We start from the raw sequence: 16,772 nt of genomic DNA on the forward strand, positions 1-16,772 counted from the left end.
GTAATTAAACAGCAATCTTAATTCGTGCAAATTAGTGTAATTCGTGTCAGAAACTTTTAAAAGCGAATGCCGTGTCTATTTTTGATGATTTCCAAAAAAATCAAGCATTATTTCCAACGCATTTTCTGAGTGCATTCTCTCACCATTTTCAAGAGATTCCTGAGCTTTTGCAGAAGCTCTTTCTCTCATATCCGTTTCATAAACAGTAATTGCTTCCTGCAGAGAATCGTATTCATTTGAAGTTAAACGTTTGCTCATTTCCAAAGCATCACGCATCGCCGCATTCACTCCCTCACCTGCAAACGGAGGCATCACATGCGCAGCATCTCCAAGCATTGTCATGTTCGGCATGCTTTCCCAGGTTTGATCCAATGGCATGCAATAAATTAGACGGGGAACAAACGGAGTTACAGCACTTTCAAATAATTCATGCCAAACATCGCTCCACTCTGAATATTCTTTTTTAAACCAATCCAGCATCTGTGATTTATCCGAATAGTTCAAACCATTATTTACAGCCCATTTTTCATCGGTTTTGAAACTTGCGTAGAAACCAATTTCGCCATTGTCTTTTTGTCCCATCAATAAATCCTTCCCTTTTCCAAAAGCCATAATTTTTCCGCCATTCAGCAGCGCATTTATTTTTGGAGCAGTAACTCCCGCATTATAAATATTACCTTCCAGCATGGTAACTCCCGAATAAAAAGCTTTTATGTCTGTAATATAAGGTCTGATTTTAGAATTAGCTCCATCAGCAGCAACGACAACATCGGCATAAACCGATTTATTATTTTTGAAATGCAGTAACCAACCGTCGTTTTGAGTTTCCATTGAAACAAAATGACTGTCCCAGATAACTGTTTCTGGTTCCAGCGATTCAAGTAATATTCTTCGTAATGCTCCCCTGCTTATTTCCGGACGAAAATGTTCCTGCCCAAAATTCTCTTCAGGTTTAGCTTCATGATCGCTGAAAAAAACCGCAGCCTGTTCATTCATAATCTGCAGACGGTCTGCACCGGGCATGTAATTCTTTTTGAATTCATTCAGCAGACCAGCTTCGGTGATAGCTGCTAATCCGGATTCTTCATGCAGATCAAGCGGTGAACCCTGAACGCGGGCATCTTTATTGATGTCCCTTTCATATACATTTACATTTACTTCTTTTAACTGAAGGAGTTTTGCAAGTGTCAATCCTCCTGGGCCACCGCCAATAATTGCGATTTTTTTATTTTGTAACAGCATAATTTTTAAATTTTATGCAGCAAAATTACTTCGCGTGATAAACCAAAAATTGTAAAAATCGGTCATTTTGATTTTTAAACAATTCTTTGGGAGAAACTCCCGAAAGTTTTTTGATTTCTTTTATAAAATGGGACTGATCAGTAAAATTGAGCTGCGGGGAAAGTTTACCATCTTTGATATGATGCAGCGAAGCCTGAAAGCGTAAAATACTGCAATACGTTTTCAATGAAATCCCCAGCTGCTGATTGAAATACCTATTAATCTGACGTTCGCCCCAAGAAACTTTTTTGGATAAATCTTTAATATTCACTTCCCCATCAGCAGCAAAAATTAATTCAAACAATTGAAGTTTTTTTGAGTCAATTATATTGGACAATAACGATTTAATTTTTTGCGAAGCTTTTTTACAGAAAGCATCGAAATCATCCAGATCATGAATACCAAAACCCCAAAAATCATTTGGCATTTCTTTACCGCTGTCTACAAATTCGGCAATGGATTCATGAAAAACATATTCTAAAGCAAGCGGATTAAAACTGACAGCAAAAAAAGTTTCTATATTTAATTTTGGCATTGGTTTTGGCTTTGTCTCCAAGCCCATAAGCATAATCTGAAAATGATTATCAGCAGTTTTACAAAACAGCAGATCAATTTTTCCGTTGGGAACAATTACTCCTCCAGTAAAATTTGAGAGATTCTGCAGCGATGAATAGCAGTATACAAAGTCAGAAAGTGACGAATCTGGTTTATTAATAGTGTATCGAAGAGGATTGTTCATTTTTTGAGCATTTAAAAGCAGTTCATTTAATTAATTATAACTATCCGTAACTCATACCAAGAGTCTAAATATTGAAATACCCTTTGACCTTTGCGTGAAATTGGGCTCGCAAAGCCGCAGAGGCACAAAGAACATAAGGGATAAAGTTTTTGAAAAACATTCAAAACTAATTTATTGGTCTCAAATAGAGTTTAAAACGATGCACTTTCAGTGCATCTCGCTTTAGCTTCTAAAAAAGTTTTTGCCACAGATTCACAGATTTAAAATCATTTTTTATCTATGAATCTGTGGCAAAATTTCATCAATTTTCGCAATCCAACCTTGCAGATTCTGTGCCTAACTAAATCTATGGACTTTCAGTCCATAATGGTTTAGTCTGTAAAATGGTACTAGTCACGGATAGTCATGCATTTTTAAATTAAAGCCAGCAGATAACCAATGATTGAACCGCCCAAAACTACAAAAACACTATTCATTTTCTTATAACCAAATGTTATAGAAATACTCAAAACGGCAATCAAAATTGTACGCCAATCAGTAATTGTATCTTTTCCCATATCAAAACAAACAGCCGTAATAATTGCAACCGAAGCCACATTAACGGCATCCAAAAAGGCCGAAAATAATTCTGAATCCCGCATTTTCTTTACAAGTGGATTAAGCAATGCTACAAATACAAATGACGGCAGAAATATCGCAACTGTCGAAACGATCGCTCCTGTCAAACCATTGATTTGATAACCGATAAATGTCACCGAAGAAAAAACAGGACCAGGCGTGAATTGCCCGACTGCTATAGCATCTATCAATTGCTGCCGTGTCAAAATTCCAGTTGAAACCAATTCGGAATCAAGAAATGCAAACAGCACATAACCGCTTCCATAAAGTATCGCACCGATTTTAAGAAAAATCAAAAACAGCTTTGCACTGCTCGCCGAAAATATAGCGGAATTATCGCTTTGCAAAAGCATCAATGGCAAAAAACTGTTTAGATTGTTCAATTTCTTATTTCGCCAATAAGCCAAAAACAATGCTGAAAATCCTGCTCCAAACATCAGGTAAATTTCGTTGAAGCCCGCCAATGAACCAATCAAGACTATCAATCCGATAATGACAAGTTCGATTGATTTCAGGGATTTTTTTGCCAAAGGAAAAACAGCACCAAGAATAACAGCAATAATGGCCGGTTTTATTCCGTAAATGAAAGGCTGTACTTCGGGAAACTGCCCGTATTCTTTATACAGCCATGCAAAAATACCTGTAATGAAAACAGCCGGAAGGATGAAACAAAGCCCTGCTATGATTAAACCTTTCCAACCACCTTTTTCGTGTCCGATATGAATCGCCATTTCGGTGCTGTTGGGACCGGGAATCAGGTTTGTTGCACCTATTAAATCCAAAAAATGCTGTTCGCTAAGCCATTTTCTTTTTACAACCACTTCATCCTGCATCATCGCAATGTGTGCCGCAGGCCCGCCAAAAGCAGTAACACCTAACCTCAAAAACAGCTTTGCGATTTCTTTTAGGTTTTGGTTATTGTTCATAATAGGGCTTCTTGTAAAGTAATTTTTTATGTTTGAAAACAAATCTCTAACTGTCCTCACAAAGATTGTTATTTTCTCTTTATAAATATAAAAAGCTACAAAAAATATTTTCTTGTAGCTTTTTTGTTTTGTGTAATAGCTTATCGTTGCGAGCACGGATTGCATAGAATGCGCTATCGTTGTCGAGACATATCAAGAACGTTCGGGGTTAAGGAAGCCTAATCTTTCGATTAATGACTAATTTTCCAAGTACAAAACCAACTTTAAATTAAGCCAAATCCCGCCATATTGCCAAGTATAGTGCTTGAAGCTAATTAATAGTCAAATTGTCAATCATTTGTCGTAATAATGTAGCATTTTCGGCGGTAATATTTGTTTTTTTATTAAGGGAAATGATAAATATTTTGTTTTTTAAAGTTATTGTACACCACTTCCAATAATTATCACTTTCTTTTATATCACATTCTAAAAGATTGTCATACTTTGACTTATATGAGTTAAAATCTTTATCTTCTAATTTAATCGAGAAATAATCATTAAAATAATTTTTCATCAAAGTAATAGTTTCTTCTTTCGAAAATTTTTTGTCAACTATATAATTACTTATAGTGATATTATTCTCTTCTTTTTCGTTACTGTCTTGGCTTTTGTTAAAAATGGTAACTATGCCTTCTTTATCCTCTTCAGTGATATAATTTTCTGGGTAATAAATACTATAGGAATTATTTTTTGGACTAAATATTTTCACATTTGTGTTTGGTTGATTTTGTCCAATCAAAAGATTTATTGTAAAAAGTGTAAATAGAATTAAGTATTTGTTTTTTTTCATTCTTGTTCGGTTTTTAGCATCATACACAACGTTCCCTTGCTACAAGAGGTTTGGGGTTAATTAAGCCTTATTTCGGATTTGCCACCCGAGCGATAGCGAACAGGCGAAGCAAAACTTCCCAAATACAAGACCATTTTTAAATTAAACCAAATGCCCAAATCTCTTGTAGCAAGTGTTGGCAGTAGTTAATTTTTATAGGTTGTATTGCAATATGGATGAGCGAGTTGTCCATTATCAATAATGCCTAAACCGCCATCTTCTTTTCTTTTTACGTGATCTATAGTTAATGAATTTTTATGAATTAGTGAATTGCAAATTTTACACTTTGTTGGATTTTTAAGTGCGCTCAAAATAAAAACACCTGATTTAGATTCTGTTGAAAAGTCTTTTCTCATAAACTCTTCATAATCAATTTTTTCAGGTTTTATATATTCAAATTCTGCTAATTTAGCAATGCTGTCTAAAATTTCTTGCTCATTTTTATCGTTTTGAAATTCATTGATTATGTGCACAAATAGGTTGGTTAACTTTTTATAACTTTTTAGACCGCTACCAAATTTCGTGTTAGTTTGATTAACTATACTTTTATATGAAATGAGAAAATCTTCAAATTTACTTCGAATATTAGTGAAATTATTTAAAGAATTTGGTTTAGACTCTAATTCTTGTACTAAATTTAAAATAGTATAAAATGCGGTAACCTGATATCTTCCAGTGGTACTATAAAAATAAACTGCTGGATGTAATCCTAATGATGATGCATGAGTTCCAGTAATTCTACTTAATCGCTTTTTAGTTTTTTTTAAAAATTTAATTGTTTCTAAGCCATTAATATCATCGACCAATTCTAAATCATTTTTTATATCATTTGTAATATTTATTAGGTCAAGAATTAATGAAAGGGTTTGAGTAGAATATCCTTTTCCTGCCAATGGAACATCTAATGTTTTTATTGGAGTTTCTAATTTAGGAGTAAAAAGTAAATCATTAATATCTTTTGCTAAAGTTTCAATTTCGATTTGATTTTCATTTTCAAATTTTGACCAATACTTATGACCAGTCCCCGAACGAATAATTGCTCTAGCAGAAATTGAGTTAGGCTTTTTTCTAGATTTCAACAATTTTTTTTCAGTGTCATTAATTGGCGAAGCTTGTTCGTTAATTTTAAAAAATGATGATTCAGCTTTACTTGAATCACCTCTGACCCATTGAAGTTGAATAGTTAAAGTTGCTAATTTTTTTGCTCGCTCTAACATTTCAGGAGTTACTTTGTCTTGATTTGTTATTGCGAATTTATGATCATTATAAGTACCAAATTTCTTTTTAATTAGTTTTCTTGTTTTGTCTGCAATATCAGATTGTTCGGAAGAAATACTATATTCAAAAAATGATTGCGAAATAATACCGTCTCCATAATCGTCAGTTACCCAAGCAATAATAGCACTTAATCTATGCGCTCCATCGATCACAAAATTATATCCACTAGAATTCCAAAAAATAACTGCTGGAATTAAATCGCCTTCTAAAAAACTTTGTATTAAATCACATACTTTTTCAGGTGTCCATTCAGAAGTTTCTCTTTGGAAATCAGGTTTTCTTAAAGTTTGATACAAAAAAGAACCAGCTTCTAAATCTCTTACCTGAATTGCAGGCAAATTTTGTGAAGGATTTTGATTACCGTCTTTAATTTCAAAATCTTCTCTAGGAATCAATGCGTCTAAATTTGTAGTCATGTTTAATTATATTTATTTTTTGTACGGTTTTTTTGTTAATTCTAACTAACGTTCCCTTGCTACAAGAGGTTTGGGATTAAATTAAGCCTTATTTTCGGTTTGCCCAAACTTCCCAATCACAAGACCATTTTCAAATTAAGCCAAATGCCCAAATCTCTTGTAGCAAGTGTTACCAGTAGCCTTTTTTTATACATTTAGAGTTCACAAAGCAAGGTAACTGGATATTTTTGCTCACTAAACACCTTCATGTGATTATCAAGGTCTATAAATATATCTTCAAATCTGTCAAAAGATGATTCATAGCCATAACCACCAGAATGTTTGAAACTTTCTTTGATTTTCAGTTTGCCGACAACTTCAAAATTGTCTTTGAATGAAATAATATCTCTATGTGTTACTAAATGATAAGGGAGCCCAAATATAAAATTGTCTTGATTTACATATTCCCAAATTTCGTCAACGTTTGGCTGACGCAATAATGTAGTTTCTAAATCATAACCTGAACCAATTTTTCGCCCAGCTATAAAACAGGATCTTAAATCATCTATTGTTGGTTTTTCTTTTCCTTTATATGTTGTAGCTACAAGGTCATAAGTACATTGTCCACGTTGTTGTGTTACGTTTGCACAAATTACAGCGTAGTAATTTTTGTCTGAAAGTTTAAAGGTTAATAAATCGTCTGGTTGAAAATACAAATTCTTAATAATTCTATATTTTTTGCGCTTTCGGATTTTTTGATTTACTAGTGAAATTTTCTTTAAAAATTTGTCAAGTTCTTTTTGCCTTTTTTTGCCTTCATTTTCGTCGCATTCTTCTGTCCAAACTTTTAAGCCTGCTTTTGCTTCTATAACTTGTTTTACTTCTTCAAGAATATCTTCTGTTAATTCACCGATTTCCCAAAAGGCAAGGGCATAAGAAGTAACAAATATTTCGTGATAAAAGTCTGAATCTACTCCATAGTCACCTTTTACGAAAGGAATTTCTTTTCTTATTGTTTCAATACTTGCGTCACTATCATACAAGTCCATTATTCGGTCATAAGTATCCTTAGCTAAATCTCCGTCAATAATTTTGATTCCGTCTGTTGCCATTATTTTTTGGTGTCGTCTTTTTAAGGTTACTGGTAACTTGTATATACACGCAATAAATTGCCCCTTATACACCCAAATTGGATTAATTGGCGCCATTCAATAGCGTATTATTACTTTTCGAAGATAACAAAACATTCTTATAAAATCTAAGAGATTAGCAGGGCATTCGCATTTAAAAAAAGACAAACACGAATTTCACCAATTAACACTAATTCTTATCAAAATTGAAATCATATTTTACAACTTTTACAGTTTCGAATATTTTGTGTAATTAAATAACAATCTTAATTCGTGCAGATTAGTGTAATTCGTGTCAGAAACTTTTAAAAGCGAATGCCGTGCCTTTTGATTTCGAATTTGCTTTTTAAAAATGGTATAATTATTTTCGTAAAAAAGAAAAATCATGACACTACTAGGAATAGGTTCCCGCATTGAGCATCCAGAATTTGGAAAAGGAGTTATTACGAATGTTTCATCCAAAGAGTATTGGGTAACATTTATAGAAAACGGACTTGAAACAATCCCATTAAACGATGAATTTAAAGTTATAGAAGCAACTGTAGACGAAGTAGATACAATAAGTTTCTCGGAAGTAGAACAAAGCCTCAGAGATCTTTTGAAAAAATGGTCTGATGTTTCCGAAATTGTACCTATCGGAGACAAATGGAAAGGAGGTAAACTTATTTTGGAACCGGGTCAGGCTGGATTAGCGTCAAAAGAAATTCCAATTGATACCTTTTTTCATAAAATTATAATGGTTCGTGACCGTTTGCGCGTAATGGAGCAAAAAATAAACAGCAGCAAAATAGAAGAAATTGAAAAAATTGAACTGCAGCAGTACATTACCCGTATTTATGGCAGTTTGACTTCCTTCAATATATTATTTAAATCGCCAACCAATCATTTTGTCGGAGAAAAGTCAAAGTAATATTACTAAGATTCTGAGTTTCTAAGTTACTAAGACACTATGAAAATTAAAAAACTTAGAAACTTAACATCCTAGAGACTCTGTAACCTTTTTTATACGTAATTTTATAATCCAAATTGTAATATTTCAAATCATGAAAAAAATAATCTTTTCTGCTGCCGTAATTATCGCGTTAGTCATTGGCTGTAAAACCAATAGCAAATCCAGCGGCTCTAAAAGCCTAAACCTTACTTTTGAATCAAAGAGTAACAGCAATGTAACAGGAACTGCCACATTTACTGAAAAAAATGGCAAAGTGACTTTTACAGCAAAAATTTCTGGGCTAAAACCAGGAATTCACGCCATTCATATTCACGAAAAATCTGACTGCTCTGCGGCTGACGGAAGTTCGGCGGGAGGACACTGGAATCCTACTTTCAAAAAACACGGAAAATGGGGCGATGCAGAACATCATAAAGGTGATATCGGTAATTTTACTGCAGATGAAAAAGGAAATGGCACCATCACTTTCACAACAGACGAATGGTCTATTGGCGGTGAAGATGCAACAAAAAACATTCTTGGAAAAGGACTTATTGTTCACCAAGGAGCCGATGACTATGTAAGTCAGCCTGCAGGAAATGCCGGAGCAAGAGTAGCTTGTTCAGCAATTATTAAATAAAAAAACTGATTTTCCTTGATAGAGAAAGAACAGCATTATTTTAAAAACACATCAGAATGGCGGGAATGGTTGCATGATAATCATAATTCGTCATCTGGTGTGTATTTGATTTTTTATAAAGTAAGCAGTCCTTTTGAAAGCATGCGCTGGGAAGAAGCGGTACAGGTAGCAATCTGCTACGGATGGATTGATTCTACAGTAAAAAAAATTGACGAACACCGCCGAAGACAATTATTCACTCCAAGAAAAGATAAAAGTATTTGGAGCAAACTCAACAAAAGCTATATTGAGAAACTCATTGCTGCCAATCTGATGCATGAAAGCGGATTATCTAAAATTGAGACTGCCAAACAGAATGGCTCTTGGACATCCTCAGATGCAACCGAAGATTTAATAATACCTGAAGATTTAAAATTAGCTTTCGAACAAAACAAAACAGCATACGAAAACTACCAAAAGTTCAGCCCATCTTATCGAAAAAGTTATCTACATTGGCTCAATCAAGCCAAAAGAGAAGAAACCCGAAACAACAGAATTACCTCAATAATAGACCTTTGCCATCAAAATAAAAAATCAAGGGATTAATTCATTATAACATTCACTGAGCAAAAAAATATTTGAGTTAAAATTCCAAAGGTGGATTCAACATATAAATGCAACAGTATTCAATTTATTGATTTTTTCGGCGAAAATTTCATTAGGTGTTTTATAGCCAAATCTTTTTCTGGGTCTGTTGTTTAATGTATTAACTACTGTTTTTATTTGTTGTTCTTCGATGTTTTCAAAGTTAGATTTTTTAGGAAAATATTGTCTTATTAATCCGTTTAAATTTTCATTGGCTCCTCGTTCCCAGCTATGGTAGGGTTTGGCAAAATAATAATCGATATCTAAATCTTCTGCAATGGCCCGATGATTGGCAAATTCCTTTCCATTATCCGAAGTAATGGTCTTGATTATTGGTTTCCAATCTTTCAATAATTCAATTGTTTTCTGCTGTATTGCACTAGCTTCTTTGCTTTCTACTTTTCCCATAAAAAGTATTCCAGAGGCTCTGTCATTGATAGTTAGTAACGCTCCTTTGTGATTCTTACCAATGACCAAATCAATCTCTAAATCGCCCAATCTACTTTTCTTTTCTACAATCTTTGGACGCTCGCTAATATCGACCCTACCAATAATAAGTCCTCTTTTATCCTTTAAATGTCCTCTTTTTTTATACTTTTTACCCTTGGTCCTAAGATGTTTATATAAGAGTCCTCCTTTGCGTTTATTTTCCCAAATATATTGATAGATTCTTTCTTTAGAAACCATTGCTCTTTTGTCAATTTTTGCTCTGCCAACAATTTGTTCAGGACTGTAATCTTGCTTTAAATAAAACAAAATATTTGCTTCAACTTCTGAGGTTAAAGTGCATTTTTTGATCTTAACCTTATGCCTGTTTAAAGCTTTTTTATCCGCCAAAACAGCTTTATAAACACCACTTCTTTGATCAGAATTACGTTTTATTTCTCGAGAAATAACTGATTTGTTTTTATCTACCAATTCAGCAATTTCGGAAATACTGATACCGGCATTTCTATATACTTCTATTTTGTATCTTTGTTCTAACGTTAAATGTGCCATCTATTTTGAGTGTTGCAACCCAAAGATATGATGATTTTTTCGCCAACTCTAGTGTTATTCTTTTGACCTAGGTCAAAAGAATAACACTAGAGTTTTTTTTCACGTTGCATTTATTACTTGAATCTAAGAAATCAAAAAAGGCATTGAAAAATTAAATTCACATTGTTGTCTGGTTCAAATATCCAATTTCACAAAAAACACCAGATAAACAATTTTATAACCCTCTGAATTAGGTATTGATTCATAAAAAAACATAGTTTTGCATAATCAAAACAAAACAATGATTAACCCTTCGGCATCAGGTTGGATAGATAAATTTTTTATAAAACTAAAGTTATCAGAACACAACGTCTCTGAAACTGAGGCCGGCTTTTATAAAAATTTAAGAAATACAGGTTTTATCTACGGTCATATCATTTCGCTTGATACTTCTTTTGAAATACAAACTAAAGACTGGTTTAAAGAAGAAATTTCCAAAGTAGCTTTACTGAATGCTTTGTATGGTATTTTTTCATTAACAAATAAAGAGAAAGAACCTTCCGATTTTATTGAACAAGCCAATCTTTTTTACAAAGAAATGCATCCAGAAGGATTTAGTTTATTCAAAAAAATTGTCCCAAAGAATTCACCTTCCTTAACTTTAGAAAAAGTAATTGATGAGCGTGTACAGACAAATGACAATATAATTAATAAAAATTTTTCGCATTTAGTAACCAATGCATTATTATTTATAGATGTTTTGGCTTTTCGCCAATATTTGATAAAAGGCCAAATCCCTGAGAAGTACCTCAAAAAAATTGAAGAAACGATTGTAAACATTGCTATTCTGGCTTTAAAAATAAAGAATAACAAATCGCAATATGATGATTTATTGATCAAATTATTTGAAGCTTCAATACGATACAGCAAATTTTCCAAAAAAGAGCATATCACTTTAGAAACACTGGATTTGTCTTATTTTACTGCCGAACTGGAAAAAAAATATTTAATCGACATCGCAGGAATGGCGTTATGGAGCGATGGCGTTATCGAAAATAATGAGTCTTATTTTCTTCATACATTGGCACAATCATTATCTATCGAAGATGATTTTGTAACACTGAGCATTAGCAAAACCAATAGTTTTATAAGCAGACACAAAAAAGAAATTCCTTATTTTAATTATTCAAATCCGGTAAAACATTTTTATGATCAGACTACAAAAAGTGTCATTACACTGATTTCACGCAACAAATCAAGATTGGTTAAGGAAATTGTTCAAAGCAAGGAATTAATGCTGCTTCTGGCTCATTCGACCCACAGAGATTTAGACGAAAAAGAGAAGAAGAAAGTAAAAAAACAACTGTTGGATATATGCAAAACAGTACCTTCTCTAACTATATTTTTACTTCCAGGAGGAAGTTTATTACTGCCTCTCCTGATTAAGTTTATTCCAACACTATTGCCTTCGGCATTTAATGAAAATTTAGAGAATGATGATTAATAATAAAGGCTGCCAAAATTTTGACAGCCTTTTTGGCATTTATAAAGTTTTTAAACGCAGCCTATTTTGTGATGTTTAGCTGATAAACCTCATCAAGATCTTCATTTGAACTAAAGTTAACTCCTAAATCAGTTACAAATCCTGAATTCAAACCGTAAACCCATCCGTGAAGCGATAAATCCTGCCCGTTTTTCCAAGCAGCCTGCACTATCGATGTTTTAGCTAAATCAAACACTTGTTCTTTTACATTGATTTCTACAAAAGCATTAAAACGCTCCGTCTCATCCGAAATAGAATCCAAATATTTATCATGTAAACGATAAACATCTTTTATATGACGAATCCAGTTATCTATAATTCCTATGGAATCATTACCCATAGCGGCTTTTACACCACCGCATCCGTAATGTCCGCAGACAATAACATGTTTGACTTTTAATACATTTACAGAATAATCCAAAACGCTTAACATATTCATGTCTGTATGAACAACCATATTGGCGATATTTCTATGAACAAAAACTTCACCTGGTTTAGCTCCGATAATTTCATTTGCCGGCACACGGCTGTCTGAACATCCTATCCATAATAATGGCGGCTGCTGTCCCTTGGCTAAATCTTTAAAAAAATCTGGATCTAAATCTAATTGCTCTTCAACCCATTTTTTATTATTGTCTAATATTTTTTTATAAAAATCACTCATTTTGTTTTTCTTTTAAAAGTTTTATTTGGTTTAAAATGTATAAAAATTATGTATTCACGTTATTTATTAAAGTCAAAAATTATTGCTGAAAACTGTCACTGACAATCTTTTTTTCAACTACTTCCCTTTTTACAAAATCATAATGATGCTCAATGGACACATGATTCTGAGATTCTTTGCTATTCTCCAAAGCATACTCCTTTTTGAATCCAATTAATTTCACATTAATATTTTCATCTATAGCTCTTGTCGTTTTAAATTCATGAATTAAATCCAAAATATCATGCGCAATATAAACTGTATCTGTAGCATCAATAACTACAACACTATTTTCCGGTATTTTGGCCAAAGTCATCTTGATAGCTGCTTTATTCAAAAAAGAAACTTCTTGGGCTAAATCAATATGAATGACATCCCCGTCAACATACTCATTTTTTCTAAAACTATATGCTCTTTTAAGATTCCCTCTCAATATAAAGACAACACAAATTACGATTCCCAAAACAACACCTTTTAACAAATCCATAAATACAACTCCTAAAAAAGTTGCTATAAAAGGTAAAAACTGATATTTACCGTAGCTCCAAAAGTGTTTGAATGTTGCAGGTTTTGCTAATTTATATCCAACCAGAATCAAAACCGCAGCAAGCGTTGCTAAAGGTATTTTATTCAAAATAAAAGGAATTGTCAATGCACAGACTAACAATAGAACACCATGAATTATGGCAGATAATTTTGATTTGGCTCCCGCTGCATTGTTAGCAGAAGTACGAACAACAACTGATGTTAATGGCAATCCACCTATCAGTGAACAAATAATATTCCCAATTCCTTGAGCTCTCAATTCAACATTAGTATTGGTAAATCGTTTATGAACATCCATTCTATCTGCTGCTTCAATACACAAAAGTGTCTCGATTGATGCTACAATAGCTATAGTCAGACCAACAACCCAAACTTTAGGATTTAAAAATCCAGCCAGACTTGGTGTTACAATAATTGCTTTAAACTCATCCAGCGATGTTGGCACAGGCAGTGAAACTAAATGTTCTTTCTCAATAGCCAATGAACTTCCGGATGAAATAAAAAATTCATTCAGCAATATTCCAATAACCACGGCAACTAATGCTCCCGGCACAATTTTCAATTTCTTCAAAGCTGGAACTTTATCCCACACTATCAAAATAGCAATTGAAACTGATGCAATCAAAATAGCTCCTAACTGCAAGTGATTTAAAAGATCAAATAGCGCACTAAATGTATTATTATCTGTAGTTTGAACAAAAGACTGGTCTCCTTCAAAATCTGCATCGTATCCAAAAGCATGAGGCAACTGCTTCATAATAATAATAACCCCAATACCTGCCAGCATTCCTTCAATAACATTGGTCGGAAAATAATTTGAAATACTGCCCGCCTTTAGCAAACCTAAAGCCAATTGAATAATTCCTGCAATAAAAACTGCTGTTAAAAAAATATCAAAACCACCCAAATCGGTAATTGCTGTAAGTATTATAGCGGTTAAACCTGCGCCCTGAAACACTTATTTGAGACTGACTCAAATATCCAACAACTATTCCTCCAACTATTCCTGTAATAATTCCTGAAAATAAAGGAGCGCCAGAGGCCATTGCAATTCCCAGACAAAGGGGTAAAGCTACCAAAAAGACTACTAAACCAGAGGCAAAATCTGATTTAAAATGAGTAAAAAGATTTGTATTTTTTGACATAATAAAAATTATAAGATTGATTAATAGATTTCACTGCAGACAAATTCTGCAATGGAAGATCCTTATCCTATAAAAAAAAAATAAGGAATCTAAAAAAAGGGGACATATTCATTTCATTACATCAATAACTCATAATACAAGCCTATTAATCAGATCTGCAGACTAGCATAACCTAAATACTTATCCTATCAGCATACAATCATTAGATCCCAATCAAAAAATTGGAAAATAATATACATGCTAAGATACTACTTATTTACAAATTAAAATCTGCAAATCACAATAGCAACTGAGAAAAGGATGATTGAAATGAGGGGAAACTACACGAAGTTTGGAGGCGGAATAAATATAGAAGCATAGTTCAAATCATGCTTCGATAAATTTTCAAAAATGATAAGAGCAGAACCTTTCTTTAAGGTTAAAAAAGGAACTTCTAAAAAAGTATTGAATGTATAATACTTTATATCATGTTTTAATTCCTCAAAAGAAGAATTACTAGAATTTCCGCAAAGGCTAGTATTCTCCTTGTCATTTTCCAGACAAACCACGATTGTAGGTGCTGCCAGAAAAAAAACAAATAACAATAATACTATACTTGCGAAAAATTTCATGTGGGCAAAAATAGCTGATCGAACTTGAACAAAAAAATTAGTTTCACAAAATTAATCTAATTTTAACACTAAATAAAAGGTCTATTTGTTATAAAAAAACATTTAGACCTTCTATTTTAACTTTTTAGACTACAACCCCTCTTCTAACCATGCCTTCATCATCCAGATCGTTTTTTCCTGCTCAACAATAAAGTCACTCATCATCGAATTTGTTCCTTCATCATTAATATCAGAAGCCTTGTTTAAAATCTCTCTTTCTAATTTTAATAACAAAGAAAGTGAATTTACAATCAGCTGTATACTGGATTCGTCATTTGAAATATTCTTCCCAACCGGCAATTGATTGAATTTTATATAATCTTCAAAAGTGTGTAATGGTCTTCCTCCTAAAGTTAAAACTCTTTCGGCTATCAAATCAATTTTTAATTGAGAATCATTGTACAATTCCTCAAATTTCAAATGCAGGTCAAAAAAACGCTTTCCTCTGATATTCCAGTGCAAACCTCTCAAACTTTGATAATAGACTTGATAATTTGCCAAGAGTACATTCAATTCTACAATTATAACTTCTGATTCCTCTACAGGTAATCCTAAAACATTTATTTTCATAATTTATATTTATTACAGTTCACTTAAAATATTTGAAAACATTATTTTAAGTTTATCTATTCAAAATTATGCAATAAATCAAAAAAACAACTATAAATTAAATTGATTGTTTTTATATTTGCATAAAAATATACTATTTCATGACTATCACACAACTTAAATATGTGTTGGCTGTAGCCGAACACAAAAATTTCACTTTAGCTGCCGAAAAATGTTTTGTAACACAGCCGACATTGAGCATGCAGATTCAAAAAATTGAAGATGAATTGAATATTCAGATTTTTGACAGAACAAAAAAACCAATTCAGCTTACAGATATTGGCCAAAAAATTGTATCCCAAGCTAAAAACATTGTTAATGAAGCCGATAGAATACAAGATATTGTAGAGCAGCAAAAAGGATTCATTGGAGGTGAATTCAGGCTAGGAATTATTCCAACTATTATGCCTACTCTATTGCCAATGTTTTTGAATAATTTCATTAAAAAGTATCCAAAGGTAAAATTAATTATTGAGGAGCTGAATACTGAAGAAATTATCACAAAATTAAAAAACGGAAATCTGGATGCTGCGATTGCAGCAACACCGCTGGAGGATGAAAAAATAAAAGAAATTGTTCTTTACTTTGAACCATTTGTCGCTTATATACCTGAAAACAATGCTATATTCAAAAAAGAGGAAATCGAAATAGACGATCTCAATATCAATGAAATTTTACTGCTGCAGGACGGTCACTGTTTTAGAGACGGTATTTTGAACTTATGCAAAAACAGAAATGAAACAGGACTTAAATCTTTCCAAATCGAAAGCGGCAGTTTTGAAACATTAATAAAACTAGCCGATGAAGGATTAGGAACAACATTGCTTCCTTATTTGCATACATTAGATTTAAAAGAATCAGACAAATCAAAACTTAGACAGTTTAAAGAACCGAAACCTGCCCGTGAAGTAAGTTTAATTTATCCCAAAAGTGAATTAAAAATACAAATTATTGACGCTTTAAGAAGTACCATTTCTGGAGTTGTAAAAGGAGCAATCGTTTTTCAAAATGTCCAAATTGTGAGTCCATTACTTAAAAAATAAGATAAAACGAAAAAAAGGAACCGAATTGGTTCCTTTTTTAATGTCCTGCCTTAAATACAGTAAATTATATAAGGCAATAAATGTTTTTATTGCTTTTTTCAACTCTTTTAAAAAGTATTAGGATT

The 16,772-nt window shown here is 32.7% G+C and carries 15 protein-coding genes and 1 pseudogene; 5 read left to right on the plus strand and 11 right to left on the minus strand.

What is annotated here, in order from left to right:
- Positions 1–75: 75 nt before the first annotated feature.
- The 6 genes from OZP07_RS14370 to OZP07_RS14395 form a co-directional block, all read right to left on the minus strand.
- Positions 76–1,242: an FAD-dependent oxidoreductase gene (locus OZP07_RS14370; protein WP_281635635.1), complete on the minus strand. Its 1,167-nt coding sequence runs from the start codon at positions 1,240–1,242 to the stop codon at positions 76–78.
- A gap of 25 nt (positions 1,243–1,267) precedes the next feature.
- Complete coding sequence (locus tag OZP07_RS14375) at positions 1,268–2,020, minus strand: helix-turn-helix domain-containing protein (RefSeq protein WP_281635636.1); 753 nt, start codon at positions 2,018–2,020, stop codon at positions 1,268–1,270.
- Positions 2,021–2,433: 413 nt separating this feature from the next.
- Complete coding sequence (chrA, locus tag OZP07_RS14380; RefSeq protein ID WP_281635637.1) at positions 2,434–3,564, minus strand: chromate efflux transporter; 1,131 nt, start codon at positions 3,562–3,564, stop codon at positions 2,434–2,436.
- A 310-nt stretch (positions 3,565–3,874) separates the two neighbouring features.
- The gene (locus OZP07_RS14385; RefSeq protein WP_194639149.1) at positions 3,875–4,393 is read right to left on the minus strand and encodes a hypothetical protein; all 519 of its coding nucleotides are present in this window, start codon (positions 4,391–4,393) and stop codon (positions 3,875–3,877) included.
- 185 nt (positions 4,394–4,578) lie between these two features.
- Positions 4,579–6,126, minus strand: coding sequence for a GmrSD restriction endonuclease domain-containing protein (locus OZP07_RS14390; protein ID WP_281635638.1), 1,548 nt, complete (start codon positions 6,124–6,126; stop codon positions 4,579–4,581).
- A gap of 194 nt (positions 6,127–6,320) precedes the next feature.
- Positions 6,321–7,217, minus strand: coding sequence for a hypothetical protein (locus OZP07_RS14395; RefSeq protein WP_281635639.1), 897 nt, complete (start codon positions 7,215–7,217; stop codon positions 6,321–6,323).
- 403 nt (positions 7,218–7,620) lie between these two features.
- Between OZP07_RS14395 and OZP07_RS14400 the strand changes: the two genes are divergently transcribed.
- The 3 genes from OZP07_RS14400 to OZP07_RS14410 all read left to right on the plus strand — a co-directional run bounded on the left by OZP07_RS14400 (position 7,621) and on the right by OZP07_RS14410 (position 9,391).
- On the plus strand, positions 7,621–8,145 hold the full coding sequence (locus OZP07_RS14400; protein WP_194639153.1) for a DUF8685 domain-containing protein: 525 nt from the start codon (positions 7,621–7,623) through the stop codon (positions 8,143–8,145).
- A 133-nt stretch (positions 8,146–8,278) separates the two neighbouring features.
- Positions 8,279–8,806, plus strand: a complete 528-nt coding sequence (locus tag OZP07_RS14405) for a superoxide dismutase family protein (protein ID WP_194639154.1) — start codon at positions 8,279–8,281, stop codon at positions 8,804–8,806.
- A 15-nt stretch (positions 8,807–8,821) separates the two neighbouring features.
- On the plus strand, positions 8,822–9,391 hold the full coding sequence (locus OZP07_RS14410; RefSeq protein WP_281635640.1) for a YdeI/OmpD-associated family protein: 570 nt from the start codon (positions 8,822–8,824) through the stop codon (positions 9,389–9,391).
- Positions 9,392–9,448: 57 nt separating this feature from the next.
- Here OZP07_RS14410 and OZP07_RS14415 read toward each other — a convergent pair whose 3' ends face one another.
- Positions 9,449–10,429 (minus strand): IS30 family transposase, encoded by a 981-nt coding sequence (locus OZP07_RS14415; RefSeq protein ID WP_281635297.1) that lies wholly within the window; start codon positions 10,427–10,429, stop codon positions 9,449–9,451.
- 280 nt (positions 10,430–10,709) lie between these two features.
- Between OZP07_RS14415 and OZP07_RS14420 the strand changes: the two genes are divergently transcribed.
- Entirely contained in the window at positions 10,710–11,912 is a 1,203-nt protein-coding gene (locus OZP07_RS14420; RefSeq protein ID WP_194639167.1) for an LETM1-related biofilm-associated protein, read from the plus strand.
- A 61-nt stretch (positions 11,913–11,973) separates the two neighbouring features.
- Here OZP07_RS14420 and can read toward each other — a convergent pair whose 3' ends face one another.
- The 4 genes and pseudogenes from can to OZP07_RS14440 all read right to left on the minus strand — a co-directional run bounded on the left by can (position 11,974) and on the right by OZP07_RS14440 (position 15,565).
- Positions 11,974–12,615, minus strand: a complete 642-nt coding sequence (gene can, locus OZP07_RS14425) for a carbonate dehydratase (RefSeq protein ID WP_194639168.1) — start codon at positions 12,613–12,615, stop codon at positions 11,974–11,976.
- A 79-nt stretch (positions 12,616–12,694) separates the two neighbouring features.
- A pseudogene (locus OZP07_RS14430) lies at positions 12,695–14,345 on the minus strand (SulP family inorganic anion transporter).
- Positions 14,346–14,665: 320 nt separating this feature from the next.
- A complete protein-coding gene (locus OZP07_RS14435) occupies positions 14,666–14,956 on the minus strand; it encodes a hypothetical protein (RefSeq protein WP_194639170.1) in 291 nt (96 codons plus the stop codon).
- 129 nt (positions 14,957–15,085) lie between these two features.
- Positions 15,086–15,565: a Dps family protein gene (locus tag OZP07_RS14440; protein ID WP_281635641.1), complete on the minus strand. Its 480-nt coding sequence runs from the start codon at positions 15,563–15,565 to the stop codon at positions 15,086–15,088.
- Between the two features lie 140 nt (positions 15,566–15,705).
- Between OZP07_RS14440 and OZP07_RS14445 the strand changes: the two genes are divergently transcribed.
- The gene (locus OZP07_RS14445) at positions 15,706–16,647 is read left to right on the plus strand and encodes a LysR substrate-binding domain-containing protein (protein WP_281635642.1); all 942 of its coding nucleotides are present in this window, start codon (positions 15,706–15,708) and stop codon (positions 16,645–16,647) included.
- The last annotated feature ends 125 nt before the right edge of the window (positions 16,648–16,772 follow it).

The sequence above is a fragment of the Flavobacterium marginilacus genome (assembly GCF_026870155.1).
GTDB classification, from domain to species: Bacteria; Bacteroidota; Bacteroidia; order Flavobacteriales; family Flavobacteriaceae; genus Flavobacterium; species Flavobacterium marginilacus.